Genomic DNA, 24,886 nt, shown 5'->3' with positions numbered 1-24,886 from the left:
TTGTCGGTCCTGGATTGTCTATTCTTGCCGACCATCGATTTTCTGCAGGAACTGCGTTAGGAGCAGCAGATGATCGCCATTCCTGCGATTGACTTGCACGACGCGGCCGGACCTAGCTCGAGTTCCGTTGGGCGCGTCCGGTTCGGTTACTCCGATGAAGTGTTGCACAGTCTGTCCGATCTCGGTTTTCGACGAATTCACGTTATGGAGGACGCCGGCAACTCGAACCTGAGCTCAGTCGAGCACATCCTTGGTGAGACAAGTGCAAATGTTCAGGTCGCGGGCGTGAGCTCCGCGAGTGAGATTGAACAACTACTACGAGTGGGCGTCGATTACGTAGTGGTGGGAAGTCGAGGTCTCGACGAGCCCGAGTGGCTGGCAGACATGGCGGACCTTTATCCCGGGTCGCTCGGGGTTGCGACCGACGTTCGCGACAGGCGCGTCGTTAGGCGTGGTTGGGTTCGGACGCTGCCCGTCGACATCCTCGATGTGGTCGATGAGCTCAACAACCTTCCCCTTCGCGAATTGGTCGTGACCGTTCGTGCCTCGGAAGAGGGACTGGGAATGACCGAGCTCGCGCTGCTCGAGGACGTCGCGGAGCAATCGCGCTTCTGCGTGTCCGTTGCCGGCGGCGTTGGAAGCATCAACGACCTGCGCGCGCTGGAGCACCGCGGCATTTCCAGCGCCGTGATCGACGCTGCGCGCTTCCTCGACGGCGCGCTCGACGGGCGGCAGATTGCTCACGAGTTCGGCGCGTGAGGATGCCGTCGACTTCGACACAACGTGCCGACCGAACGCTGCTCCTCGAGGCGGTGCAGGAGCTCGCACGCCGCACGGGTAGCGTTGCATTGCGTCACTTTCGCTCTGCGCTGACTATCGAGTCCAAGACCGACGGCTCGCCAGTGACGATTGCCGATCGCAGTGCGGAGCAGGCCGCCCGCGAGTGGATTGCGCAGCGATTTCCGGACGACGGTGTCGTCGGCGAGGAGTTCGGTACGCATTTGCCAGCCGCGAAGCGGCGCTGGCTCATCGACCCGATAGATGGGACGAAGACGTTCGTGCGCGGCGTTCCACTCTGGGGAAGTCTCATCGCGGTTTGTGAGGATGATGCGGTGCTCGCGGGTGCGGCGTTCTTTCCGGCGCTAGACGAGATGCTCGTCGCCGCGACGGGCCTCGGCTGTTGGTGGAATGGAACACGCGCCCATGTGTCGGCGACGAGCTCGATCAGTGCCGCAACCGTTCTCACGACGGATGAGCGATTCTCGCGCACACTCGACCTGCGGGACGGATGGCGTCGCCTTGCGGATTCTGCCGCTATCAGTCGTTCGTGGGGCGATTGCTACGGCTATCTGCTCGTCGCCACGGGACGCGCTGAGGTCATGGTCGACGGGATCGTCGGTCCCTGGGACTCTGCGCCTCTTTACCCGGCAATCACAGAGGCAGGCGGCGTGTTCAGCGACTGGCAGGGAAAGGATACCGCATTCGGCGGTAGCATAATCGCCACGAACGCGGCGATTGCCGCGCCGGCACGCGAGCTTCTCGGCGGCGGCGGACGGTCGGTCGGTTAAAACCGATTGAGATAGTCCTTCGGCAGCTTGCTCGGATCGCCGATATAGACGAAGCGGAAGTTGTGCATGTAGTCACGAGCGGCTCGCCGGACGTCCTCGGGCCTAACCTGACGCAGATTGTCGACGAACCGATCCGCCGTGCGATAGTCTCCCTCGTACAGCTCCGCGCGTGCCAGGAACGTGGCCTGGTCCGCGTTCGTTTCGTTTTTCAGGAAGTAATCGGTGATGAATTGAAGCACGAGTCGCCGGAGACCCGCGGGATCCACGAGCTCCGTCTGCAATTCATCGATCTCGTCGCGCATCAGCTGAAGCGTCTGCTCCGGATCCACGGTGGTCACGTACACGCCGCCCGTGGCGACCGCGCGTTCGATGAACGGTGCATCGACCGCGTAGCTCAGGTTTCGCTTCGATCGAATCTCCGTGAAGAAACGGCCTGAGAGTACAGCGGTGGCGACACGCAACGCATTGTAATCGGGGCTGGATGCCGGCGGGCCGGCGTAGTAGCCGATGACGTAGTTCGTCGGGAGCTGAGCCGACTCGACGACGAGTGCGCGCTTGTCGTTCTTCACGGTGGGCGGACTCGTCCAGCGATAGCTGCCCGCCGGAAGCTTGGCCAGCGTTCCGCGCACCAACGCCTCGACTCGCGGGCGCTCGACATTGCCAACGATGACGAGCAACATGCGTGACTTCACGAATTGAGTCGCGAAGTACGCCTTCAGCGCTGCCTGGGATATGCCGGCCAGCGATCGCTCGGTTCCTTCCGTCGAAAGTGCATATGGATGTCCGACGAACAGCAAGCTGTCCGCGACGATCCGAAGCTCCGCGTCTGGATGGAGACGCTGCTGGCTGGCCGCGGCGAGCAATTGTGCTCGTACGAGCTCGACGTCGCTGCTGTCGAGCGCCGGGCTCGTCACACGGTCCGCAAAGATCGACCAGCTCGAATCGAGCGTTGCGCGCAGCGCGTGGAGGCCAAAGACCGTCCAGTCGTCTTCGGGCTCGATGGTGATGACACTGCCCGTCTTGTTCGTCGCAATGCGCAGCGCGTCCTTCGGATAGCGCTTGGTTCCACGCTCGGACGCCGCGAGGAGAAATGCCTCGATACCCTGCGTCGCCGGCGTCAGCTGCTGCACGCCGCCTAACAAGTACAGATTCGCCGCGATGACATCGCTCGCATTGTTGTGGCGAAGAATGACGTGAATACCATCGGCGTCGAATTCCGATGTCGACGTGTCGGCGGCGGCAAACGCGTTGGCCGTCGCGACTGGAATGGGCGCTGCCGACTTGGCGACTCCCGGCGCGACCGCGAGAAGGGCCGCCAGTGCGATCGCCCTGATCATGGTTGGCCCCGCGGCGTTGCGAGCTCGGCTTCGGTGAGACCGATTCGCTGGCGCATCTCCGGCGACAGAAGCACACCGACGATGTGCGGTTTACCGATGATGTACTTCTTCGCGTAATTGCGCAGATCTTCGGGCGTCTGCCTGGCCATCATATCGGTGTAGCCGTAGAAATAGTCGAGGCCTGTCACCGCCCACCAGAACCCGATTTGATGCGCGAACCCCGACGCACGCTCGAGTTGGAACATCGCATCCACGATGCGATGCTGCTTCGTGAATTCCAGCTCTTCCTGACTGAAGTAGTCCGGCGTGGTCACCTTGCCAATCTCGTCGTCGAGCGCCGCCAACGCCTCCCGAAGCTTCTCGGGTGTCGTCTCGCCGGCAATCGTGATTGGTCCAACGTGGTTCAGTGTGTAGTAATTGACGCCAATCGACTGAAAAAGACCGCTGTCGACGAGTCGCTTCTGGAAGCGCGAGCCGGACTGGTTTAGAACATCTGAAAACACGTCCGCCGCGTAGGTTGATGCGGGACCCTGCACCGCGCTTGGCCCCTCCCACTTCAGCATAACGACGACGGACCCGACCGGCTGCTCGGTGATGACGCCCTTTGTGTGCTCGAGCGGCGGCACGGGTGGAATCGGATCGGCCGCGAACGGATCCGGACCGCGTTTCCAGTCACTGAAGACAGATCGCGCGATCGCGAAGACGCGATCGGGGGCAACGTCACCCGTGACGACGATCGCCGAGTTATTCGGTATGTAGTATCGCTGCTGAATGAAGCGCATCTGCTCCGGCGTCGTCCGGAGAATGACGTCGCGCTCACCCAGCGGGTTCTTCCGACTCCACGCTGTCGTCCAAAGCGCCTTGTCGATCGCGGTGGTGAAGTGGTAGAACGGACTCGATTCGTTTCGATCGTACTCGCCGATCACAACGGAGCGCTCGCGCTCCAACTCGTCCTGCCGAAACAGGGGACCCTTGAGTGGCGCGGCGAGAAAACGCATCCCGCCCTCGAGGCTATCGGCCGGGAGCGTGACGTAATAGTTGACGATCTCTTCGCGGGTTTGTCCGTTGAACACCGCTCCGAGCTCCGAGGCACGGGCGACGAACTGGTCCGGCTCCGGATATTCCGTGTTCGCCTTGAAGAACATGTGCTCGTAAAGGTGCGACAATCCCTCGAATTGCGGACCCTGCGTGAACGAGCCGTTTCGCACATCCACCTCGATCGTCACGAGCGGGACACCGCGATTCTGGACGACAATCACCTCGAGTCCGTTCGGTAGCACCTGGCGCTGGATGCGCCGCTCCAACTCCGCGCGTTGGCCGAGGATTGGCGACGCAAGCGTCGTTGCGCTCAGGGCGACAAGCAAGATGCAGCGCCATGGCGTGAGGCGTGCCCCCATTATTTCTTTTCTGGACATGTCTGGCTCATCGGTGGCGGCGATCAACGCCCGCGACAAAGAACAACTCAGTCGATTGGACCGCGTCGCCAAACGCATCGCCGCGAGCGCCAACCAGGCGACTCGCGCCGACAACGGCTCGTCATCACGTCTGCGTCGTGATGAGACTCTCGCACCGTACACCACCTTCCGAATTGGCGGACCAGCCGACTTGTACTTCGAAGCTACTACGGCCGACGAGCTTGCGAATGCTGTGCTCATCGCCCGCGAGCTCGACGTGCCGTATTTCCTGCTTGGCCTCGGCGCCAACATTCTCATTGGCGACAAGGGTTTTCGCGGGCTCGTAATTCGAAACACGGCCCGACACTCGAACTTCGATGAACACGACGTTGATTGCACGCTGTGGACCGAAAGCGGTGCGGTGGTCAAGGATTTGATCCTTGAATCGGTGCGCCGCGGCTGGTCGGGACTGGAGCACTACGTCGGCATACCCAGCACCGTTGGCGGGGCGGTGTGGCAGAACCTCCATTTCCTCTCTCCCGCTCCCGAGCGCGAACGGACCATGTTCATCGCTGAGGTTTTCGAGTCGTGCGAGATACTCAGCGAAGAAAATGACCGTCGTACGGTCGGGCCCGATTATGTGAATTTCGCTTACGACGACACGGTCTTTCACCACCGTCGGGACATCGTACTCGCCGCAACCTTTCGCCTAACTAGGGGCGACCCGGCAACGCTTCACCGCATCATGCAGGAGAATCTCAGCTGGCGCGGCGGCAAGCACCCGTGGCTTGATTGGCACCCGAGCGCCGGCTCGGTCTTCAAGAAAATCGAAGGGGTTGGCGCGGGACGGCTAATCGATCAGTGCGGCCTCAAGGGGTTCCGCGTTGGCGACGCTCAGATCTCTCACATCCATGCGAACATCATGGTGAATCTGGGCCACGCCACAGCGCGAGACGTCCGCGAACTCATCGCGATTGCACAGCGACAAGTCTTCGAGAAGCACAGCCTTGAGCTCGAGCCCGAGATCGGCTTTATCGGCGAGTTCTAGTACTCCTGGCCGAAGCGAAACGCCAGGCGCCACGGCGACGCGCGGTCGACCACGCGTGCGACGCCAACGCCGATCAACCCACCGAAGAAGGTCAGCCGCACGTCGACCGTAGCGCGTACTCCATTGGTCGGCACGGATAGCGGCGCCGGGCAGTTGCCGAGCGCGGCGCAGTCGGGTGCTGCGTTTGGATCGAGGCGTTGAATCGATGCGAGCACTGCGGGGTTGGATGCCTCGGCCCAGCCTCCTTGCACACCGGTCGCCAGGCCTGGGCTCAGCCCGGGAAGCATGAACGAGCGTACGATCCGCCAAGGCCGGCGAAGCACGGGAAACGTGTAGCTCGTAAGGATGCCGCCCGTTGCAGACCGATCCCCCGCAAATTCCTTGTACTCGTAACCAGGCAAGGCGTTCTCGCCACCAAGTTCGAAGAGCGCCTGTGGCGGAATGGAACGTCCCTGCACGATGCCGCCTTGTGCAACGGCAGCGATTACGAAGTCACTAATGTTGCGGCGCGCCGCCACGGTAAGTTCTGAACGCCGCCAAGCCAGGTCACCGCTTGCGACCTGGTAGGAGGCAGTGAGACCAATTCCGGGCTCGAGAAACACTCCGGTGACGTCCGGATGAATTTCGAGGGTGGAGGTCGCCAATACGTAGTTGCCCAACGCGCTCGCGCGATTGATTCGAAAGTGGCCGATGCCGAGCATGGAGCGATCGATTGTCGCCGACCGCGACCTGTCGCCGGCGACGCCACCCTGGAGAGTGATCAGCGCTCCGTGCACCGAACCGATCGCCCGCGTTAGGCTCGCGCTGGCGGTGTTCCGCTCCACGTAGTCCTGATCGTCGACACCGAAGAAGAGCGCGCCAAACGCATCGCTACCGCCTTCGAGCGGCGGCGTGAAATCATTCGTGCTCGCCAGAATCCGCTCGGCGCGAAGCGCCGTCGTCCAGGGTCCGTGTCCGTAGATCAGCGACGCGCCGCCTCGAGGCGTCTGATCACCCCACGCCCAGCCACCGTAGGCGTGCGCCGTCAGGCCGGGCAGAGCATCGCGAAACCGTTCACCCATGGCGAGTCCGGTGTACGCTCCCTCGACACGATTGTAGCGAAAGATTTCGTCGAGTTTCGTCGGCGTGAAGTCGAAACGTGGCGGACCGTCGGCTCGCCAGGCGTCGGGCGCCAGATCGTCGAAATCCGAGCCGCTGACACTTTCGGTGGCGCCGCCCAGCGGCTGAATCCAGTCTCGAAAGCGGCTCACGCTATCCGCTGGTGCAAAGGTGAGCCGTCGCCGGATGACCTCGGGCTGGTCCCGTGCCGAGAGAACCACGCTCGCGCTGTCGGCTGCAATCGCCCGAAGATCCTGATCGACATCGAGACCGGCGAATCGCGAGACCAGCCTGAAAATCGAGCGCTGCGCGCCTAACGGTGCAATGGAAGCTTGGAACTCCGATCGCTGGAACGCCGGCAGCCAGTATTGGCCGTCCACTTCGGCGTTCACGTACTCCACGTAGGCGACGGCCACGATGCCCGGGAGCCGCGCGAGGAATGGCCGCGAGCGCGTTGGACCTGGCGTCGCGACGAACTGCCCGCGCATGCGCACGATCTGAAATCGCACGGCGTCGAAGTCGATCTCTCCCTCGAACGCGGCGATTCTCGTCTCTCGCGCAGCTGAATCGAAGACGGGTCTCACGTGTACGCGGACGATCGGTATCGTCCTCTCCCGCGATCGCAGCAGCGCGATCGTATCACCGCCGGAGTAGCGGTAGTACCGCTCGCGATCGAGGGCCAAAGGATGAACGGCGTGTAAAGTGTCGCCCGCTCGGTCATGCTGTCGCTTTCTGCCCGCTGTGTCAGGTCTTTGCCGCGATCCGCTAGTTGAGAAGTCGACGCCTAACGTCAAGCGGTCGCCATAGAGGTACGGAATCGTCCAGCTACGGGCGAACGACATTGCGGAGTAGGGAACCCCGACCGACTCCGAGCGGTAGCCAACGACGCGGAGATCATAGCGCTGACCTCGGTCCCATGTCGCGTTCATCGCGAACTGCTCCACCTGCGCCGCCCGCTCTCGACCGAGCGTGTCACGCACGATGAGCGAAAGCTCCGATTCCACACGAGCGCGATAGCCGCGTAGCGCTGGCGGCGGAACGCGGTTCTTCGCCGCAGCTTCGGCAATGAAGGACGCGAGCGCTGTCGTGCTGTAGGTCGATTCCGGGTGCGGCGCAACAACAGCCAATTGAAGAAGAAGCAAGGGTCCGAGCATCATGCCCTCGTACGCACCCGTCGCCGCGTCAGGTTTCGGTTGCAGTGAGCTCGCGATTCAGTTCTTCGACCTCGCCCGTCGCGGCGCCCCATCGCTCAAGGGCTCTGTCCAGCTCTCGCTTGGCCTGCTCCAGCTGTGAGCCAAGCGTCTTTGCCTGGCTCAACCCTTTGGCTTGGATATAAAGCTGTGGGTCTTCGAGCTGCGCGCCGAGAGTTGCAATTTCCTTCTCGAGAACCGCGATGCGCTGCTCGATCTCGCTGACATCGCGCTGCGCTCGGCGGAGCTCGCGCGCGACGTCGCGCGACGTGCGCGTTCCGGTGTCTGTTCGTCGCGAGCGTTCGAGGCGCTGTCGTTCATGCACACGGCGTAAGGCCGCCTCTTCGCTTGCCCGCACTGACGCGGCGTGCTCTCGTTCCGCGCTGACCGATTCCCACTCGGCGAACCCTCCGTCGAACTCGGTGATGTGCCGCTCGTGCAGGACCCAGAGTTTCTCCGTCAAGCCGCGAAGCAGCTCGCGATCGTGGCTCACCAGAATCACCGTGCCATCGTAGCGTTCGAAAGCATCCTCGAGCGCTTCAATCGATTCGACATCGAGGTGGTTCGTCGGTTCGTCGAGAATGAGCAAGTTCGAACGCGAGAGCATCAACATCGCCAACGCGACACGCGCGCGCTCGCCGCCCGAAAGCGTTTCCGGACGACGTTGCACCTCGTCACCCGAGAACCCGAAGCGTCCCAGATGCCCCTGGACCAAGCGGCGTTCCCAGTATGGGCGTAGCTCGGCGATGATATCGTAGAGCGTTTTCTCCATCGGCACCTGCGACAAATCCTGGCGATAGTATCCCACATCAATGCCGCTGCCGAGTCGAAGCTCCCCCGATTCGACGGGCTGCTGACCAACGAGTGCTTTCAAAAACGTCGACTTCCCGGCGCCGTTCGGACCGAGCAGTCCCAGCACCTCACCACGACGTAATGATCCCGTAAAGCCTTCGATAAGCGTGCGCCTAATGCCACTCCCCGCGTCGGTGACCGCGATCGCGGCCTGCTCCGCCATCGCCACGCGGTCGCCGCCTCGTTGCCCAACATCAAACCGGATCGCCATCGCGTCGTCGTCGGACGCGGGCGTGCTGAGCCGGGGCAAGCGCGCCAGCCGCGTGCGACGGCCCTTTGCCTGCTTGCTGTTCTGTCCAGCGATGTTCCTGGCGATGTAATCTTGCTCGTGAGAGATGCTCTTCTGCTGTTTGTCGAATGCCCGCTGCTGAGTGAGGCGCCGCTCGTCTCGCTGAGTGATGAACGACGCATACCCACCAACGTACGCCGTCGCGGTTCCACCCTCGAAATGCAATACGTGATCGGCAACGTTCTGAAGGAAAGCGCGATCATGGCTGATGAGGAGCACTGTCATCGGGGAGTCCCGAAGGAATTGCTCCAGCCAGCGCGTGGTCTCGAGATCGAGGTGATTCGTTGGCTCGTCGAGAAGTAGAATGTCGCCGCCGCGCACCAGCTCACGAGCAAGACCTAGTCGTCCCCGTTCCCCGCCGCTCAGCTGTGAGACCGGAGTGGCCCGCGATTGCTGTGGCTCAAAGCCAAGTCCGTGCAATACCGAATCGATGCGCGCCGTCGCCTCATAACCACCTCCGCGCTCGAAGCGCTCGAGATCATGACCGTAGCGCGACAACGCTTCTTCAGAGGCGTCTTCACTCAATGCATGCGCTTGCTCCAGCAGTGATTGCTCGAGGGCGAGCAAATCCGCCAGTCCGCCGGCCGCTGCCTCCCACACAGTGGTTGCCGATCCGAACTCTCGGTGCTGATCGAGTAGAGAGATACGCAGCGCAGCTTGGCGAACGACGTTTCCGCGCGTTGGTTGGATTTCGCCTGTGATTAGCAGAAAGAGTGTGGTCTTTCCCGTTCCGTTACGGCCGAGGATGCCCCAGCGCTCGCCCGCCGAAACAGTGAACGTGACGTCGCGAAAAAGCATCGTCGCACCGAATTCCACGGCGACGTTCGATACCTGAATCTGAGTCATCGCGCGTCGTACACCGCCAAAAGTCGACCCCGGCTCATGGGGTTGTCCATCGACGCCACTCCTCTTCGGCGAGACCAATCGTGAGCCCTTTCACACTCTGACCAACCTGTCTCACGAGCGGCATGCGCAAAAGCAGCGGCTCTTCGGCGAGCTTGTCGAGCCACCGTTCGTCCGAGAGGGTCGCGTAGAGCATGCCTAGCGACGAGTACGAGCTCGCTTCCCGATCGATGAGTGCGTCGACGCCGTACTTTTGTGCGAAGCGGCGCAACTCGGACACCGAAGCCGGCCGCTCCGTGAAGTCGACAAAGTGTGTCTTGATGCGGCGCTCCGAGAAAAACCGGAGCGCCTTTCTTGTGTCCGCGCTTTTCTTCACGCCAAAGATCTGAACTTCCATCGATTAGCTTGCTCGCAGTGCCATCTCAATCTCATCCCCGCGAACATACGTACCGCCCCGCTTGGTGGGTACCTGGTGCGCATGCACAGACGCTCTGGGGTAAGTTCGCTCGTCGCGCTCCCGCAGTCTCTACACGGATAGAGCGCTGGTCCACACCCGACAACGATTTTATCGATCTGCTGCGGCTCGACGCCGACCCTGAGCGTCCTCGGCTCTTCCTGCTTCACGGCCTCGAGGGCACGGTGCGGTCTCATTACGTGGGGGGCCTGTTGCAGATGGCGCAGCGACGGAATTGGGGCGCCGACATGCTGGTCTTCCGCGGGTGTGGACCCGAACTCAATCGCGCCCCGAGATTCTACCACTCCGGCGAGACCAGCGATGCGGCCTTCGCGATCGATCGCGTGCTCCAGGAATTTCCCCGGGCGCCGCTGGTCCTCTGCGGCGTTTCTCTTGGCGGAAACGTGCTTCTCAAATGGTTAGGCGAACGTGGCGAAGCGCTTCCCGATCGCGTACGGGCTGCCGCCGCTATTTCGGTGCCGTTCGATCTCGAGCGCGGGTCGAGATACATCTCGAAGGGTTTCTCACGGACCTACGAGCGACACTTTCTCCGAACGCTTCGTCGCAAGGCAGAAGAGAAGCTGCGGCGTTTCCCCGGACTATTCGATCTGGACGCAATGCGTCGCGCCCGGAGCTTGTACGAGTTCGACGACGTGGTGACGGCACCCATTCACGGTTTTCGCGACGCGCATGACTATTACGCGCGATCGAGCTCCCTGCAGTTTCTCGGGCGGATCCGCAGGCCGACACTACTGTTGAGTGCGATGGACGATCCGTTCCTGCCCGCCGATGTTCTGAACGACGTAGCGGCGATCGTGAACAAGAATCGCTGTCTGACCGCAGACTTCACCAACGGCGGCGGCCATGTTGGGTTCGTCGCGGGACCGCCGTGGCGCCCCGAGTATTACGCCGAACGCCGCGTTAGCGACTTCCTGGCAGACGCACTTGCCCACGACACTGTCGAGCAACGCCACGCGTCCGCCTCGCGATGATAGCGGCCAGCCGCATACTCCCTTTCCTTTGCTGTCTCGGGCCACCACATTCTCGCGGTCGTTGAAGCAGGCAGGCCTTGCCGACACCACTTGGCTTTCTTCGTGCACTGGCAGACGGTACGGGGAGCAAATTCGAGAGCGCCCGGAGAACCGTGGCCCTGACCTGTAGGTTCCGTAAGTATCTCGTGCCTAACGGGCGCAAATGACCGCTGTGTATCTCGGAGCCTTCATTCTTGGACTCCTCATCGGCGTCGCCATCATGCTTTTCGGCATCGAGCGTCGGCCGACGTCGACGACGGCTTCGTCCGACAGCGCGAGCCGCACGTCTCTGCCTCTTCTTGCAGCGTTCGCGGTGGCTTTCGGAGCCTCTGGGTATTCGCTTTTGCGCGTGCTATCAGGGCGGGGGGCATTTTTCGCGGCGCTGATAATTGGTGTCGCGGCCGTGTTGTTGACGCGATGGCTCGTCGCAAAATCGGCGTCCATGTCGGTCGAGCACGATATCGATGATGAGCGTTACGTGCTTCAAGGACACGTTGCGAGGGTCGTTGCCTCCATCGACGCGGGAAGCGAAGGACGAATCAGCTTCGATGTCGGATCGGAGAAGCGTACGCTGCGCGCTCGGAGCCTCGACGACACGTCGGTGGTCGAGGGAACTGAAGTAATCATCGAGCGAATTGAAGGTGATTTGGCGTATGTGGAGCCGTGGCTCCAAGTGGAGCAGAGGCTGTAGCAGGGAGGGCGCCACGATGTCGGATGCGGTCATTTTTGCCTTCATCTTCGTCGGCTTTTTTATCCTGCGTTTCATCGCGGCGACCATCGTATTCTTCTTTATCCTCCCTGATGGGGACCGCTGCCCTAATTGCGATGCGGTCACGCTTCGCGTGAAGTCCCGCGGGTGGAATGCGATCATGCCGTGGTTCCGGACCAGTTGGTGCTACGAGTGCGGCTGGCATGGCCTCTTACGCCGAGGTCCGCTCACGCCACCGACGGGCGCGAGTGAGCCGACCAAACACGGAAGTAAGAATGCCTAACGCGGATCAATTAGCGGCAGCGAACAGCGTCAGCCACTCGGGCCAATTACCGGTGAGCTCGAAGAAATCGTCGAAGTAATTCAAGCCGTTCGACTCGAGCTCTGCGATGATGTCGATAAGCGAGTCCTCGGCAGAGAGTGGTCCGATCGCGACGAGCGCCCCATCGACGCGGAATTCATCTGCCGTGAGCCCGAAACGCTCGTCAATGGCGACCCGGTCGAGGCCCGATCGCTCATAAGCTGCGCGCCGGATGAACAGCGTTGGGCCACCGCTCGGAATGGGCACTGACATTTCTGGTCCGTTTCCGTGTGTGGACCTGAGTATAACTTTGGATGATGCCTTCTTCGACCTCACGAGCTAACGAAGCCGACTTCGACGTCATCGTCGTGGGTGCGGGCCATGCGGGAACCGAGGCCGCCGTTGCTGCTGCTCGCGTCGGCGCACGGGTCGCCATCATAACGAGTGCGCTCGAGACGATCGGCCAGATGTCGTGCAATCCGGCGATCGGCGGAGTGGCCAAAGGCACAGTGGTGCGCGAGGTTGACGCTCTTGGCGGCATCATGGGCAAGGCCACCGATCTCGCAATGTTGCAGTTCCGCATGCTGAACCGCAGCAAGGGACCGGCAGTATGGGCACCCCGAGCGCAATGTGATCGGGGCCTCTATCGCCGAGCAGTCAGGAGCCTTCTCGAGCAACAGCCAGCGCTCGCGCCAGTCCAAGGAACCGTCGCGCGTCTGGTGCTCGATGAGGACGATCATTGTGTTCTCGGCGTCGAGACGCTCGAGGGACGGCGATTCGGCGCGCGCTGCGTTGTCATTACCACCGGAACCTTTCTCCGCGGTCGCATCCACATAGGGACCGAGACGAAATTCGCTGGCGGCCGTGCCGGCGAGACCGCGGCGACACATCTCGCGGAACAACTCGAGCGTATCGGTCTCGAGGTCGCGCGATTCAAGACAGGAACGCCACCGCGCGTCGACGGGAGGTCGGTCGGGCTGTCGCGTCTCGAGCGGCAGGAGAGCGAGGTCGAGCAGTTCGATTACTCGTGGTCGCACTTCTGGCCTGCGGCGCGACGAGACGGTGGCTCGATTCGGCATCCGGCTCAGCTTCCCTGCTGGATCACCTTCCTGGGGGAAGCGGGAAAGCATATCATCGCTGAGAACATCAAAAAGTCAGCGATGTATGGCGGCGCCATTGCCTCGCGTGGACCTCGGTATTGTCCATCTGTCGAAGACAAGATCGTCAAATTCCCAGCGGCCGAGCGGCACCAGATCTTTCTCGAGCCTGAAGGGCACGATACGACCGAGCTGTACGTGAATGGTCTCTCGACCTCTCTTCCGGCCGACGTGCAGCTCGACATTCTTCACACAATTCCGGGCCTCGAGCGAGCGCGCATGACTCGCGCCGGCTACGCGATCGAGTACGACTACTATCCCCCAACGCAGCTCGATGCGATGCTGCAGGTGCGAGCGCTGCCGGGATTGTACTTCGCGGGACAGATCAACGGCACAACCGGATACGAGGAAGCGGCAGGGCAGGGAACGTTCGCCGGGCTGAACGCCGGTCGCGCCGCCCTTGGCCATCCCGGCGTCACGCTCGGACGCGAGAGCTCGTACATCGGTGTTCTGGTGGATGACCTTGTCACACGAGGAGTCGATGAGCCGTATCGCCTCTTCACTTCGCGCTCGGAGTTTCGCCTAACGGTTCGTCAGGATAATGCTCTTCGGCGATTGTCTGGCTTTGGCGAGCAGCTAGGCATTTACGATGATCGCGAGCAGACGATCATCGATCGGCGACTCGAGTCCGAGGCAGCTGCGAGGCGCCTTGCGAACGAGACCAGCATCTCGCCCACGATCGCAGACGCGATACTCGTGCGCGCTGGCACGAGCCCTCTTGCCCACCGTGTGCGCATCACGGAGTTGGCCAAGCGTCAGGGCGTGACTCTGACGGATCTCTTCGCCGCAGCCGGAGTTGGCGCGGATCTGGATCGCGACGCCGTCGTGACCGCGGAGCTCGAGATCAAGTATTCCGGCTACTTCGAGCGCGAACGAGAGCAGGCCGACAAGATGCGCCGGATGGCGCAACTCAAGCTCGATGCGGACCTGCCTTACACGGCAATGCTCTCGCTTTCGGTAGAAGCGCGACAGAAGCTCGCTTCCATCCGCCCGGGAACCCTGGCGCAGGCATCGCGCGTGCCTGGCGTGAGTCCCAACGATCTTCAGAATCTCCTGATCGAAATCGAGAAGCGACGCCGAGCGACCGCGATGATCTGATCGTTCACTCGCAAGGCGGTCTGTTGGGAGCGGCGCCGAAGGGATCGCGATCGAGGTCGCGAGTGTATCTCACGTCGTAACCAAAGAACGGAGGAGTGATGCGGCGCCCCACCATGTTGTTGCTTTGTACTACGCTATTGGTCGGTTCGGTCTCGGCGCAGCGAACGCTCGCGCAGGCGAGCATCGCTAATCCGCCGCACCCGGAGATCGTGGCGGCGGCGACTGGCGAAGCGCAGCTCACGCCGGATCGAGCCGCTGTGTACGTCGGCGTCCAAACGCGTGCCTCGACGGCGAACGCCGCGGCGCGCGACAATGCGCAACGACAGCGAGCAATCATCGACGCAATCGTTGCGTTGGGCATTTCGCGCGAGCAGGTGTCGACGGAGAACTACAGCGTGTCTCCTGACACGCGGTATGATCAGGCAACACAGCGCACGACAATAGTTGGCTACGTCGTCAGCAACGTCGTTAGGGTCGAGGTCCGACGGATCGATCAGATTGCATCGGTTCTCGACACCGCGCTCTCGAGAGGAGCCAACCAAATCAACTCGTTGGATTTGTTCGCGTCGAACGCTGATTCGGCGCGGCACGAGGCACTTGCCCAGGCGGTGTCGCGCGCACGAAGCGACGCCGAGGCAATGGCGCGTGCAGCGGGTGGCTCTCTTGGTCCTCTCGTGGAGTTGGGGACGGCGGATGCCGGCCCACGACCGGTTTATCGAATGCAAGTCTTTAACATGGACGTTCGGGCAGCGGCGCCAACTCCGATTGAAGCTGGGCAACAGAAAGTTCAGGTCAGCGTTACGGCGAAATGGCAGTTTGTGCCGCGCTAATAACGACATTAAGGCGCTATGATGACGCCACAATGGTCCAGGGGACAAGCCAATGCGGATCCTCTTGCTGTGCTGCTTTAGCCTCCGCTTTGTTTAGGCTGCCGTTGGAGATGTTTCACGTGAAACATCTACGCGTGCCCGCGTCACGGCGCCTATATTGGGGGACCTCCGACGCGCATGAGCCCCGTGGCCCGAATTATTGCCGTTGCAAATCAGAAGGGTGGCGTTGGGAAGACCACCACCGCTGTGAATCTCGCCGCAAGCCTGGCCGCCGCAGAGCAACGCACGCTGCTGGTGGATGGCGATCCACAGGGGAATGCGACGAGCGGGCTTGGCACTTCCCGCGAGACGATTGCCGCGACCGTCTACGACGTCCTCATCGGTAGCGCGACGGCTCGCAACGCAATCATGAAGGAAGTACAGTTCCGTCACCTTGATCTGCTTCCGGCAACGCCAGAGCTTGCAGGTGCGGAGGTCGAGCTCGTTGACCATCCGAGCAGGGATAGGGCAATGCGTAATGCGCTCGCTGAAATAGTGAGCGACTACGATTACATCCTGATCGACTGTCCGCCGTCACTGAGCCTCATTACCGTCAACATGCTCGCCGCGGCCGACGCGCTGCTCATTCCCGTTCAGTGCGAGTACTACGCGCTCGAGGGTTTGTCGCAGCTCTTGAATACCGTTCACCTCGTTCAGCGGAGCGTTAACGACTCTCTGGCGATCGATGGCGTGCTCCTCACAATGTACGACGCTCGGCTCAATCTATCCCGGCAAGTCGCGGCCGAAGCCCGCGAATACTTCGGCGGTAAGGTGTTCGAGACAGTCATTCCGCGAAACGTTCGTCTCGCTGAGGCGCCCAGCTTCGGGAAGCCAATCATCCTTTATGACGTCGCCTCGGTTGGTGCGCAGGCATACATGAGTGTCGCGCGCGAATTGATCGAACGCGTCTCTACGCGTCAGCAGTCGACTCCAACGGTTACGCATCCCGATATTCAGGTTGTTGGCGGACAATCGGAGCAGACGGCATGAGCACTGAAAAGCCGCGCCGGCTGGGACGAGGCCTCGAGGCACTCATCGGTTCTACCCAAACCGCAGGGGTCCCCGCATCGGACCTTCAGCGAATCGCCACCTCGCGGATCAGGCCAAATCCTTACCAGCCACGACGTGACTTCGAGCCGGCTGCGCTGGCGGAACTCGAAGCATCCATCAAGGCAAACGGCCTGCTTCAGCCCATTACCGTGCGGAGGAGGGGTGATAGCTACGAGCTTGTGGCCGGCGAGCGAAGACTCCGCGCGGTTACCAACCTGCAATGGAAGGACATCCCTGCTGTTGTTCGAGACTTTGACGACCAGGCGCTTCTCGTCCTGGCGTTGGTCGAAAATCTCCAGCGCGCCGACCTCAACGCGGTCGAGGAAGCCAGAGGATACCAGCGCCTTCTTGGTGAATTCTCGTTGACGCACCAGGAGGTTGCCGAGGCGGTCGGCAAGGATCGCAGCACGATTACGAACCTGCTTCGCGTGCTCACTCTTCCAGACTCGATCCAGCACCTCGTCGAGTCGGGAAAGCTCTCGGGCGGCCATGCCCGGGCCTTGGCAGGAACCACCGACGAAGAGGCGATCCGGATTGCCGACCAGATCATTGCCGACGGCCTGAGCGTTCGGCAGACGGAACAGCGGGTACGGGCCAAGCGAGGCGAGAAGACTCCCACGGAAGCCGAGCGCTCGACCGCAAACGGCCGTAGACGAAATCCCGCACTTCAGCAGCTCGAGGATCAGCTACGCCATTATCTGCAGACCGACGTACAGATCGATCTCAACGGAGAGTCGAAGGGATCGATTCGCGTGTCGTTCTATTCGGCCGATGATCTAGATCGGCTTATGGAGCTGATTCTTCGCGACAAGCGCGAGGAATATCGATAGCGCTACGATTGAGAAGCCAGCAATGCGCCATTACTAAAATATCCACGCGGCACTAGACCGATCTGCTGCGCTATCGCTCATGCCGATAATCCACAGGTAACTAAGTGCCAGAACCATACACACTTAGGCAAAGCTTACACGATTTTTATCGCGAGTTTTCCACGGGCTTCCACACGCTTCAGATCGTCTTCCTCACAGTCGCGATTGGCGCGTGTGGCCCCTCGAAGCAGGGGAATTCCTCAGAGACGCCTGCGACCGCATCCGCGTTCCGCGTCGCGCTGCTGACGCCGGGATCGATCTCTGATCAGTCGTGGAATGGGGGTGCGTACCAGGGTTTGCTGCGGATCCGCGATTCGTTGAGCGCGAGTGTCAGTCACATACAGACGAAAACGCCCGCCGAGTTCGAGGAGAATTTCCGACAGTATGGGAATCAGGGCTACAACTTGGTGTTCGGGCATGGCTTCGAGTTCCAGGATGCCGCACGGGCCGTCGGACCATCGTATCCGAAAACCCAGTACGTCATAACATCTGGTAATACCGCCAGCGGCAACGTTTCGGGAATGGTGTTTGGGTTCGCCGAACCATCGTACCTCGCTGGAATCGTTGCCGGCGTAATGACGCGTACGAACCGCCTCGGTGTTGTAGGCGGCACCGAACTGCCTCCCGTTCGTGAAAGCTTTCGAGCGTTCGAGGCCGGTGTACACAGCGTCAACCCGGCGGCGAAGGTTGTCACGGGATACATCGGTAATTGGGACGACGTCAGCGCTGGAAAGGAGCAAGCTCTCGCCCAGCTTGCGAGCGGAGTCGACGTCATTTTCCAGAATGCCGATGCGGCGGGGCTCGGAATATTTCAGGCCGTGCGCGAAGCGAAGCACGCCTACATCTTCGGCACGAACTCGAATCAGAACGAGTTGGCGCCAGAAGTCACAATCGGTAGCGTCGCGATCGATCTGCCACACGCGTTTCTCACCGTTGCGCGCGCAGTCCGGGACCACACGTTCAAACCCGGCATCATCACTCTCGGCATGCGCGAACAGGTTGTCGAGCTGGTGCTCAACCCGCGCCTCGTTTCGCGGATACCGGCCGCGACGCAGCGCGTCGTGGACTCGACACGTGCCTTGATCCTCGCGGGGAAATTCAACATCCCCAAAACGATCGCGGCGGCTCGGTAGGGTCGCTCCATGGCGCACTCCCAATCGATCGCCGCTCGCCTCGACGTACTGCTTCGAACCGCAGAGATACCCGACTATCCGGGCGCTCTGAACGGTCTCCAACTCACAAGCAGGCGCGACGTGCGCCACATCGCCGCGGCGGTCGATTTCTCGTCATTCATAGTCGATGAGGCCATACGCGTCGGCACTGATCTGCTACTCGTTCATCACGGAATGTTCTGGGGCGGCGCGCAGCCGCTCGTTGGACCGTCATACGAACGCCTCGCGAAACTCATTGCGAAGGATATCGCCGTGTATTCTTCGCACTTGCCGCTCGACGTGCACCCCGAGCTCGGCAACAACGTGTTACTTGCACGACGGCTTGGCCTAACGCCGTCGTCCGGTTTTGCAAGATACAAAACCATCGAGGTTGGCGTGAGCGGCACAGCGAACGTCTCGACCTCGGCTCTGGTCGATCGCTCCAGAGAGCTTGCCAAAGAATTTGGAGGCGACGCGATCGCCACACCATTTGCGCCCGATCGCGTGACAAAACGCTGGGGGATTTGCACCGGCGCGGGGGCTGACTCGGACACGGTTCGCGAGGCGCTGGACCGCGGCATCGACACGATCGTTGTCGGTGAAGGGCCGCACCACACGGCGGTACTGGCACGCGATCACGGTCTCGTCATCGTCTATGCGGGCCACTACGCAACCGAGACACTCGGAATCCGAGCGCTGGGCGAACGAATCGCCAGTGAGCTCGGCATCGAGTCGCGATTTCTCGACGCGCCCACGGGGTTGTGAGCACGGCGTCGGATCGCGCGCCATCACTTCGGCTCGAGGGAATCACCAAGAGCTTCGGGTCAACGCGGGCGCTCGACGGCGCTGGGCTGGTGGTGCGCCCGGCGACGGTGCACGCCGTCCTGGGTGAGAACGGCGCCGGGAAAACGACACTCATGCGAGTCGCATTCGGCATGCTGCAGCCAGATGGCGGCCGTGTTTTGCTCAATGAGCACGAACGGCGATTCGCATCGCCAGCGGACGCGATCCGTGCCGGAATCGGGATGGTGCATCAGCATTTCACGAACGTGGCGGCGATGACCGTCGCCGAAAACATCGCGTTAGGCGGCCATGGCAGGTTTTCTCGTACGAGTGCTGCAGCACGCGTGCGCGCGATCGCCGCGGAAACCCAACTTCCGATCGATCCCGATGCGCGAGCCGAGTCCCTCGGTGTCGGAGCACAGCAGCGCCTGGAGATTCTCAAGGCGTTAGCGCGCCGCGCACGCCTCCTGATAATGGACGAGCCGACCGCGGTACTCGCGCCCGCGGAAGCGCGGGATCTGCTCGGCTGGATACGTTCATTCGCCGCTCAAGGTGGATCAGTCATCCTGATCACGCACAAATTGTCGGAGGCATTGAGCGTGGCCGACGAGGTGACCGTGCTCCGCTCCGGCAGGACGGTGCTCACGTCGATAGCCGGGGAGACAACGGCCGATCGACTCGCCGAGGCGATGCTCGGGGCGGCGCCCCCAACATCATCAGAGCCCGAAACTGTCTCTGCGCAGGGCGGCGCGGTGCTCCGCCTCTTGTCGGTGACTCTCGCGGACGATCGCGGCACCGAGCGCATCGTCGATGCAAACCTGGAGATTCGGCAGCACGAGATTATCGGAATCGCCGCGCTGGAGAACTCGGGGCACCAATTGCTCCTGCGCGCGCTGGCAGGTCGAACGACTCCCGTACGGGGAGTGCTGGAGCGACGTGGCGAGCCGGCTCTCATTCCCGAGGATCGTCACCGCGACGCGCTGATTCTCGGTTTCTCGCTCATCGAGAATCTCGCATTGAAGGGTGCCGGCAGGCGCCGCGGGCGCATCGACTGGGCAGATCGACGCCGCGAGGCGCAGATGCTCATGAGAGACTACGACGTGCGGAGTTCCTCCATCGAGGCGCCTGCGAGCTCGCTCTCTGGTGGGAACCAGCAAAAGCTGGTGCTCGCGCGTGAGCTCAGTGGTCGTCCGCCGCTCATCGTTGCGGAGAATCCGACTCGAGGTCTCGATATTCGTGCTACGGCGGCGGTGCACGCGCGGCTGCGCGCCGCGGCCGCGGAGGGATCGGCCGTCGTTGTGTTTTCCAATGATCTCGACGAGGTGCTCGCGCTGGCGACGCGTGTAGTGGCCGTGCACGCGGGCCGGTTGCGGGAGGTGCCTAACGAACGCGAGCTCGTGGGACGGGCGATGCTGGGGCTGGGGTGACCCCTCGGCGGAGACGCTGAATCGCCGCAATGCCAGCGCCGGGACCGACGGCGAGGACTACGAACGCCCACTGCCATCCAATGGCTGCCGCAATCGGCGGTATGAGCTGGATCGAGACCATCGTGAGGAGAAATCCAATCGATGTCTGCACCGTGAGCGCCGTACCCACGGCGTGCGGCGGGACGGATTCTGTTACGAGAACGCTAAACTGCGCCGAGTCGGCAATGACGAAGAATCCCCAAACGAGCGACACCGCTACGAGTAGCCAAAGGCTCGCGCCATAGGTCAAGCCCATGAGGAGCGCACAGGCGCCACTGGCTGTCATTGCGACGGTCACCAACCATTCGCGCCCGCGCCGATCGGCGACGATACCGCCCCATACGCAGCCGATGCCGCCAATCGCAATGGCGCAGAACGTAATGAGTGCAGCGAGTGCCTCGCGATGGGGACCCGCGGGCATACCGCCAGCCGCTGCGCTCATCGCGACAAATGTCGGGATCCAAGTCCACGCGCTATACAACTCGAACATGTGGCCAAGATAACCACCCGTGGCCAGGCGAAAGCGCCGCTCACGAATGACCGTGGCCACCAAGAGCCAGGAAAAGCGCCGCGGTGGGAATGGAAACGGGCCGTCACGATAGAAGAGCAGTACCAATACCGCGGCTGTCATGGCTCCGACACTGGCCGAGAGTACGACAGGCCGAACTCCCGCGCCCGGCATGGCGTGAACGAGGTACGGGCCCGCCTTTCCAACTGTCAGGGCACCGACGATCGTTCCGACGGCGAGGCCGCGCCGTGCGCGGAACCATGTCGATATCATCTTCATCGCCGGCGGGTACACCCCTGCGAGCGCGAACCCTGTCAGCAGGCGGCACGCGAGTACGCCGCGGTAGCTTGGCGTGATCACGAGCGCCGCATTCGCTACTGCCCCGAGCAATGCCGAGATCGAGAAGAGGAAGCGCGCCGGAACGATGTCCGCGAGATTGAGCAATGCCGAAACGGCGGTGCCGATGACGAAGCCAAGCTGCACGATCGCCGTAAGCCAGCCTAACGACGACTGTCCGAGGTGCCAGATCGCACCGAGTTGTGAGGAAACAGCGCTCGCGGCAAACCACAACGACATGCCGAGCAATTCGGCGCAGGCGAGCAGCGCAAGCACTCGCCATCGGCGTGGATCGGCGTCGTCACCCGCAAGACCCGTTGCGCCTCGCGTCGTGACGTCAGCGGGAAGGGACAAGCTCACCGACGCAATCCTAATAGGTTGCGCTGTCCACGGCGATCAGCGCCGGTGCGACGCACCATCAATCCTCGCGGAGATCGTGTCTTCGCCCTTTGCCTCGTGAACCAGTCGAGCTTCTGGCGGACTCCCTTCGCGCGAGCTGTCTTCGTCCTTGGTGGCATCGTCGTCGTTGTCCCCATTCTTCTTGCAGCCTTGGGGTTCGACGCTGCATCCGCCATGCTTGCGCTCTTTCGCGGCTCGCTTGGATCAGTGTACGCCATTACGTCCGCGACGCTCGTGCGAGCGACTCCGGTGATCCTCACTGGCCTCTCGGTAGCAGTCGCATTTCGAGCGGGCGTGTTCAATATCGGAGCGGAGGGCCAGCTACTTGCCGGTGCCGTGGCGGCGGCGGCGATCTCGCTCGTGCCGCGCATCGGCTCGAGTCTCGCCAGCTCGTGGATTGCCCTCGTTGCCGGGGCAAGCGCCGGCGCCGCGTGGGCGGGCATCGCTGCTCTTTTGCGAGCGCGGTTTCGCGTCCTCGAGGTCATCAGTACGATCTTGCTAAACTTCGTGGCGGTGGAGCTCGTCGGCTTTCTCGTGCGCGGGCCGCTCCAGGAACCGTTGCACATCTATCCCCAATCGACGACGATCCCGCTCGCCGCCAGATTGCCGCGCATTCTGCCCAACTCCCGTCTGCATGCCGGCTTCATCATCGCCGTTGCCGCGTCGATGGTCGCGTGGTGGGTTCTTCGACATACTGCTGCCGGATTCCGGTTGCGCGCGGTGGGCGCAAACCCCGACGCCGCTCGCGTTGCAGGTCAGATCGATGTCACCAGAACGACGACCCGCGCCTTCATCGCGAGCGGTGCAATCGCCGGACTTGCTGGAGCCATCGAGCTCACTGGCGTGACCTTCGCGCTCTACGAGAACCTCTCACCGGGCTATGGCTACACGGGAATCGCGGTCGCGCTCCTGGCGCGCCTCGATCCGTTGGGTGTAGTGGCAAGCGGTCTTTTGTTCGGTGGTCTCGAAGCTGGAGCATCGGCGATGCAGCGCGACGCCGGAGTTCCTTCCGTTGTCGTTTCGATTGTCGAGGCGTTGATCATCCTTGGGCTCATCGTTGCCTGGCCGCTCGAGATGGGAGCAGCGAGGACCCGGACGGAATCAGTGGTTCCCCCCGAGGCTCAGGAAGCCAAGGCATCCGTATGAACGCTGGTCTGGTGAGCGCCTTCGCTGAAGCAACGATTCGGACCGCCACGCCGCTGCTGCTCGCGGCGAGCGGAGAGCTGATCATCGAGCGCGCGGGACTGATCAACATTGGCCTCGAGGGCGTCGTTCTCGGTGGCGCATTTGGCGCGCTTCTCGGAGCGACACACGGAGGAACCGCATTCGGTTACGCAGTAGCCGCCGCTTCCGGTCTGTTCGTCATGCTCGTGTTCGCCTTTGCCACGTTAGGCATGGGCGCGGATCAGATCATCACGGGCACGGCGATCACCCTTTTGGCTCTCGGAGCTACGGGGACGCTCTACCGTACTCTGTACGGCGCCGGTGGAGCGGCCCTGTCCATCGCGACGAGCGCCCCAATTCCAGTTCCGCTGCTGGCGAAGGTGCCCGTTATCGGCAGCGCACTGTTCGCACAGCCGGCAGTGACATATTTCGCGTACGCCGTGGTGCCTATGACCTGGTGGTGGCTCACGAACACGCATGCTGGCCTCGCGCTGCGGGCCATCGGAGAGAATCCCGCAGCCGCGATTGCCGCTGGGATATCCGTTCGACGTTATCGACTGGCCGCTACTGTCGTTGCCGGTGTGTTGGGGGGAATCGCAGGCGGCGTGCTAGTGCTCGCCCAGGCCGGCACCTTCGTGGAAGGCATGTCGGCCGGCCGCGGCTTCATTGCGATCGCGATTGTCGTCCTTGGACGCTGGAATCCGATTGGCGTCGGATTGGCCGCACTACTTTTCGCGGCGACGACATCGCTTCAGTATCTCGCGCAAGCAACGGGGCTGGATATTCCTTACCAGCTCGTTCTGGCGCTGCCATACGTGCTGACCCTCGCCGCACTCGCCGGGATCGGGGGCCGTGCTGCTCCGCCAGCTACTCTTGCGCGCGTCGAGTAGTCCATCCGTTACTTGCAGTGGCCGCGCGGGCTGTGCCACTTGTCCCGCCAACGGCCAGAGGGGTCGCGCTGAATGAGCGCGTACGCCATCCCGTCCCCGTAGTCACGACCGACGACAAGCATCGGCTGTGCATCCGGCGTCGCCCGCGCGAGAGCCAGCGCATCGCGACTTTCGACCGTCTCCTCGGCGCCTTGAGACCGGTCGTAATACGCGAGAATGAAGCGTTCGTCGCGGCGAGTGCTGTCGCGCTCGGCAATGACGAGTGTTCGCTCCTCGAGCGGACGCGCCTCCTGGTTCACGTGCCTAACGAGATTGGCGACGACGCCCTCGGCTGCCGGCCCCGCCCGGAAGCGCCAGAGCGAGGTCACGGTGAAGGGCAACCCCGTGAACCGTTCGCCGCCACCGCCGGGCAGCGTGGACGCGAGCCGAGTAACGTCAGCGGCAAGACGTGCCGAGTCGACGCGACTGAGACTCTCGATCGAATCCATTCGAATCGGCTGAACGGTGGCGCCAACAAATCCCACGGACCACGGGCTGAGCGCACCGCCCGCTTTCGCGCTCGTGATTTTCCAGGCTGGCCAACCGGTGCACTCGGAATCCTCCTCACCTTTCGGTGAGTGGACCTCCTGAAGGATTCCGATTTGAACCGAGTCTCCGCGACCGATGAGAAGCGCGGATGTCGATCGAATCGCAATCGCCTCGCTTTCGGTTACCGTGTCGCCGCCGGCGCGCGAAGAGTCACCAACGACTATGGTGGCAAGGTCGGGTGACGGTCCGCTGATCAACAGCACAGGACCCAGGCGTGCGTCCCACGTTGTGGTCGCGGGTGCGCCCGTAGTGCCGATATTCGCGGGACGAAGGGGAACCGACGAATCGATTGCCGGCGTGCCTCGTCGATTCTCGCACGCGTTGACAACAACGAGCGCCACGCAAACGATGGTGGTGCGATGGCAGGCGAGCGGTGCGCTCATCTTGCGGCGAGGAACCGTTCCGAGAGCGTGCGACATGGCGATGCGGCGGAAGTGAGGCATC

General features: G+C 62.3%; 23 protein-coding genes. 15 read left to right on the top strand and 8 right to left on the bottom strand.

Going from position 1 to position 24,886, the window contains the following annotated elements; all coding sequences use genetic code 11:
* Positions 1 to 69 precede the first annotated feature (69 nt).
* Both VGH98_02430 and VGH98_02425 read left to right on the top strand, forming a co-directional pair.
* Positions 70 to 759, top strand: a complete 690-nt coding sequence (locus VGH98_02430; GenBank protein HEY2374807.1) for a HisA/HisF-related TIM barrel protein — start codon at positions 70 to 72, stop codon at positions 757 to 759.
* A gap of 2 nt (positions 760 to 761) precedes the next feature.
* Positions 762 to 1,568: an inositol monophosphatase family protein gene (locus VGH98_02425; GenBank protein HEY2374806.1), complete on the top strand. Its 807-nt coding sequence runs from the start codon at positions 762 to 764 to the stop codon at positions 1,566 to 1,568.
* Here the strand turns inward: VGH98_02425 and VGH98_02420 are convergent.
* Positions 1,565 to 2,905 (bottom strand): pitrilysin family protein, encoded by a 1,341-nt coding sequence (locus VGH98_02420; GenBank protein ID HEY2374805.1) that lies wholly within the window; start codon positions 2,903 to 2,905, stop codon positions 1,565 to 1,567. The genes VGH98_02425 and VGH98_02420 overlap by 4 nt on opposite strands.
* Complete coding sequence (locus VGH98_02415; GenBank protein ID HEY2374804.1) at positions 2,902 to 4,320, bottom strand: pitrilysin family protein; 1,419 nt, start codon at positions 4,318 to 4,320, stop codon at positions 2,902 to 2,904. The genes VGH98_02420 and VGH98_02415 overlap by 4 nt, the downstream gene beginning before the upstream one ends.
* Between VGH98_02415 and murB the strand changes: the two genes are divergently transcribed.
* Complete coding sequence (gene murB / locus VGH98_02410; GenBank protein HEY2374803.1) at positions 4,319 to 5,347, top strand: UDP-N-acetylmuramate dehydrogenase; 1,029 nt, start codon at positions 4,319 to 4,321, stop codon at positions 5,345 to 5,347. The genes VGH98_02415 and murB overlap by 2 nt on opposite strands.
* On the opposite strand, the gene VGH98_02405 is transcribed toward murB, so the two are convergent.
* The 3 genes from VGH98_02405 to VGH98_02395 are packed head-to-tail and all read right to left on the bottom strand — an operon-like array spanning position 5,344 to position 10,016.
* The gene (locus tag VGH98_02405) at positions 5,344 to 7,602 is read right to left on the bottom strand and encodes a hypothetical protein (protein ID HEY2374802.1); all 2,259 of its coding nucleotides are present in this window, start codon (positions 7,600 to 7,602) and stop codon (positions 5,344 to 5,346) included. The two genes, murB and VGH98_02405, sit on opposite strands and share 4 nt — an antisense overlap.
* Before the next feature lie 25 nt (positions 7,603 to 7,627).
* Positions 7,628 to 9,622: an ABC-F family ATP-binding cassette domain-containing protein gene (locus VGH98_02400; protein ID HEY2374801.1), complete on the bottom strand. Its 1,995-nt coding sequence runs from the start codon at positions 9,620 to 9,622 to the stop codon at positions 7,628 to 7,630.
* Between the two features lie 34 nt (positions 9,623 to 9,656).
* Entirely contained in the window at positions 9,657 to 10,016 is a 360-nt protein-coding gene (locus VGH98_02395; protein HEY2374800.1) for an ArsC/Spx/MgsR family protein, read from the bottom strand.
* Positions 10,017 to 10,033: 17 nt separating this feature from the next.
* On the opposite strand from VGH98_02395, the gene VGH98_02390 reads away from it, so the two are divergent.
* The 3 genes from VGH98_02390 (at position 10,034) to VGH98_02380 (ending at position 12,096) form a co-directional block, all read left to right on the top strand.
* Positions 10,034 to 11,065 (top strand): hydrolase, encoded by a 1,032-nt coding sequence (locus VGH98_02390; protein ID HEY2374799.1) that lies wholly within the window; start codon positions 10,034 to 10,036, stop codon positions 11,063 to 11,065.
* Positions 11,066 to 11,267: 202 nt separating this feature from the next.
* On the top strand, positions 11,268 to 11,795 hold the full coding sequence (locus tag VGH98_02385; GenBank protein HEY2374798.1) for an NfeD family protein: 528 nt from the start codon (positions 11,268 to 11,270) through the stop codon (positions 11,793 to 11,795).
* A 16-nt stretch (positions 11,796 to 11,811) separates the two neighbouring features.
* A complete protein-coding gene (locus VGH98_02380) occupies positions 11,812 to 12,096 on the top strand; it encodes a hypothetical protein (GenBank protein ID HEY2374797.1) in 285 nt (94 codons plus the stop codon).
* Between the two features lie 6 nt (positions 12,097 to 12,102).
* Here the strand turns inward: VGH98_02380 and VGH98_02375 are convergent, their stop codons facing one another.
* The gene (locus VGH98_02375; protein HEY2374796.1) at positions 12,103 to 12,387 is read right to left on the bottom strand and encodes a hypothetical protein; all 285 of its coding nucleotides are present in this window, start codon (positions 12,385 to 12,387) and stop codon (positions 12,103 to 12,105) included.
* Positions 12,388 to 12,428: 41 nt separating this feature from the next.
* Here VGH98_02375 and mnmG point away from each other — a divergent pair, with 41 nt between their 5' ends.
* The 7 genes from mnmG (at position 12,429) to VGH98_02340 (ending at position 20,518) form a co-directional block, all read left to right on the top strand.
* A complete protein-coding gene (gene mnmG, locus VGH98_02370; GenBank protein HEY2374795.1) occupies positions 12,429 to 14,369 on the top strand; it encodes a tRNA uridine-5-carboxymethylaminomethyl(34) synthesis enzyme MnmG in 1,941 nt (646 codons plus the stop codon).
* A gap of 98 nt (positions 14,370 to 14,467) precedes the next feature.
* The gene (locus VGH98_02365) at positions 14,468 to 15,199 is read left to right on the top strand and encodes an SIMPL domain-containing protein (GenBank protein ID HEY2374794.1); all 732 of its coding nucleotides are present in this window, start codon (positions 14,468 to 14,470) and stop codon (positions 15,197 to 15,199) included.
* 177 nt (positions 15,200 to 15,376) lie between these two features.
* Positions 15,377 to 16,228, top strand: a complete 852-nt coding sequence (locus VGH98_02360) for a ParA family protein (GenBank protein HEY2374793.1) — start codon at positions 15,377 to 15,379, stop codon at positions 16,226 to 16,228.
* Complete coding sequence (locus VGH98_02355) at positions 16,225 to 17,118, top strand: ParB/RepB/Spo0J family partition protein (protein ID HEY2374792.1); 894 nt, start codon at positions 16,225 to 16,227, stop codon at positions 17,116 to 17,118. The genes VGH98_02360 and VGH98_02355 overlap by 4 nt, the downstream gene beginning before the upstream one ends.
* A gap of 104 nt (positions 17,119 to 17,222) precedes the next feature.
* Positions 17,223 to 18,290, top strand: a complete 1,068-nt coding sequence (locus VGH98_02350) for a BMP family protein (GenBank protein ID HEY2374791.1) — start codon at positions 17,223 to 17,225, stop codon at positions 18,288 to 18,290.
* Positions 18,291 to 18,299: 9 nt separating this feature from the next.
* Complete coding sequence (locus tag VGH98_02345; GenBank protein ID HEY2374790.1) at positions 18,300 to 19,073, top strand: Nif3-like dinuclear metal center hexameric protein; 774 nt, start codon at positions 18,300 to 18,302, stop codon at positions 19,071 to 19,073.
* On the top strand, positions 19,070 to 20,518 hold the full coding sequence (locus VGH98_02340) for an ATP-binding cassette domain-containing protein (GenBank protein HEY2374789.1): 1,449 nt from the start codon (positions 19,070 to 19,072) through the stop codon (positions 20,516 to 20,518). Before VGH98_02345 ends, VGH98_02340 begins: the two co-directional genes overlap by 4 nt.
* Here the strand turns inward: VGH98_02340 and VGH98_02335 are convergent.
* The gene (locus tag VGH98_02335) at positions 20,472 to 21,761 is read right to left on the bottom strand and encodes an MFS transporter (protein ID HEY2374788.1); all 1,290 of its coding nucleotides are present in this window, start codon (positions 21,759 to 21,761) and stop codon (positions 20,472 to 20,474) included. The genes VGH98_02340 and VGH98_02335 overlap by 47 nt on opposite strands.
* Before the next feature lie 45 nt (positions 21,762 to 21,806).
* Here VGH98_02335 and VGH98_02330 point away from each other — a divergent pair, with 45 nt between their 5' ends.
* A complete protein-coding gene (locus tag VGH98_02330) occupies positions 21,807 to 22,946 on the top strand; it encodes an ABC transporter permease (protein HEY2374787.1) in 1,140 nt (379 codons plus the stop codon).
* Complete coding sequence (locus VGH98_02325) at positions 22,943 to 23,854, top strand: ABC transporter permease (protein HEY2374786.1); 912 nt, start codon at positions 22,943 to 22,945, stop codon at positions 23,852 to 23,854. Before VGH98_02330 ends, VGH98_02325 begins: the two co-directional genes overlap by 4 nt.
* A gap of 8 nt (positions 23,855 to 23,862) precedes the next feature.
* On the opposite strand, the gene VGH98_02320 is transcribed toward VGH98_02325, so the two are convergent.
* Complete coding sequence (locus VGH98_02320; GenBank protein ID HEY2374785.1) at positions 23,863 to 24,861, bottom strand: hypothetical protein; 999 nt, start codon at positions 24,859 to 24,861, stop codon at positions 23,863 to 23,865.
* Positions 24,862 to 24,886 lie beyond the last annotated feature (25 nt).

This window comes from Gemmatimonadaceae bacterium, from assembly GCA_036496605.1.
In the GTDB taxonomy this organism is placed as follows: Bacteria; Gemmatimonadota; Gemmatimonadetes; order Gemmatimonadales; family Gemmatimonadaceae; genus AG2.
This window is presented reverse-complemented; position numbering and strand designations above follow the sequence as displayed.

Bases quoted from the DNA above. Each gene is read 5' to 3' on its own strand.
- VGH98_02430 (HEY2374807.1), top strand. From the start codon at position 70: ATGATCGCCATTCCTGCGATTGACTTGCACGACGCGGCCGGACCTAGC.
- VGH98_02380 (HEY2374797.1), top strand. From the start codon at position 11,812: ATGTCGGATGCGGTCATTTTTGCCTTCATCTTCGTCGGCTTTTTTATC.
- VGH98_02325 (HEY2374786.1), top strand. From the start codon at position 22,943: ATGAACGCTGGTCTGGTGAGCGCCTTCGCTGAAGCAACGATTCGGACC.
- VGH98_02365 (HEY2374794.1), top strand. From the start codon at position 14,468: ATGCGGCGCCCCACCATGTTGTTGCTTTGTACTACGCTATTGGTCGGT.
- VGH98_02360 (HEY2374793.1), top strand. From the start codon at position 15,377: ATGAGCCCCGTGGCCCGAATTATTGCCGTTGCAAATCAGAAGGGTGGC.
- VGH98_02355 (HEY2374792.1), top strand. From the start codon at position 16,225: ATGAGCACTGAAAAGCCGCGCCGGCTGGGACGAGGCCTCGAGGCACTC.
- VGH98_02375 (HEY2374796.1), bottom strand. From the start codon at position 12,387: ATGTCAGTGCCCATTCCGAGCGGTGGCCCAACGCTGTTCATCCGGCGC.
- mnmG (HEY2374795.1), top strand. From the start codon at position 12,429: ATGATGCCTTCTTCGACCTCACGAGCTAACGAAGCCGACTTCGACGTC.
- VGH98_02395 (HEY2374800.1), bottom strand. From the start codon at position 10,016: ATGGAAGTTCAGATCTTTGGCGTGAAGAAAAGCGCGGACACAAGAAAG.
- VGH98_02425 (HEY2374806.1), top strand. From the start codon at position 762: ATGCCGTCGACTTCGACACAACGTGCCGACCGAACGCTGCTCCTCGAG.
- VGH98_02400 (HEY2374801.1), bottom strand. From the start codon at position 9,622: ATGACTCAGATTCAGGTATCGAACGTCGCCGTGGAATTCGGTGCGACG.
- VGH98_02345 (HEY2374790.1), top strand. From the start codon at position 18,300: ATGGCGCACTCCCAATCGATCGCCGCTCGCCTCGACGTACTGCTTCGA.
- VGH98_02385 (HEY2374798.1), top strand. From the start codon at position 11,268: ATGACCGCTGTGTATCTCGGAGCCTTCATTCTTGGACTCCTCATCGGC.
- VGH98_02420 (HEY2374805.1), bottom strand. From the start codon at position 2,905: ATGATCAGGGCGATCGCACTGGCGGCCCTTCTCGCGGTCGCGCCGGGA.
- VGH98_02405 (HEY2374802.1), bottom strand. From the start codon at position 7,602: ATGATGCTCGGACCCTTGCTTCTTCTTCAATTGGCTGTTGTTGCGCCG.
- VGH98_02415 (HEY2374804.1), bottom strand. From the start codon at position 4,320: ATGTCCAGAAAAGAAATAATGGGGGCACGCCTCACGCCATGGCGCTGC.
- VGH98_02320 (HEY2374785.1), bottom strand. From the start codon at position 24,861: ATGTCGCACGCTCTCGGAACGGTTCCTCGCCGCAAGATGAGCGCACCG.
- murB (HEY2374803.1), top strand. From the start codon at position 4,319: ATGTCTGGCTCATCGGTGGCGGCGATCAACGCCCGCGACAAAGAACAA.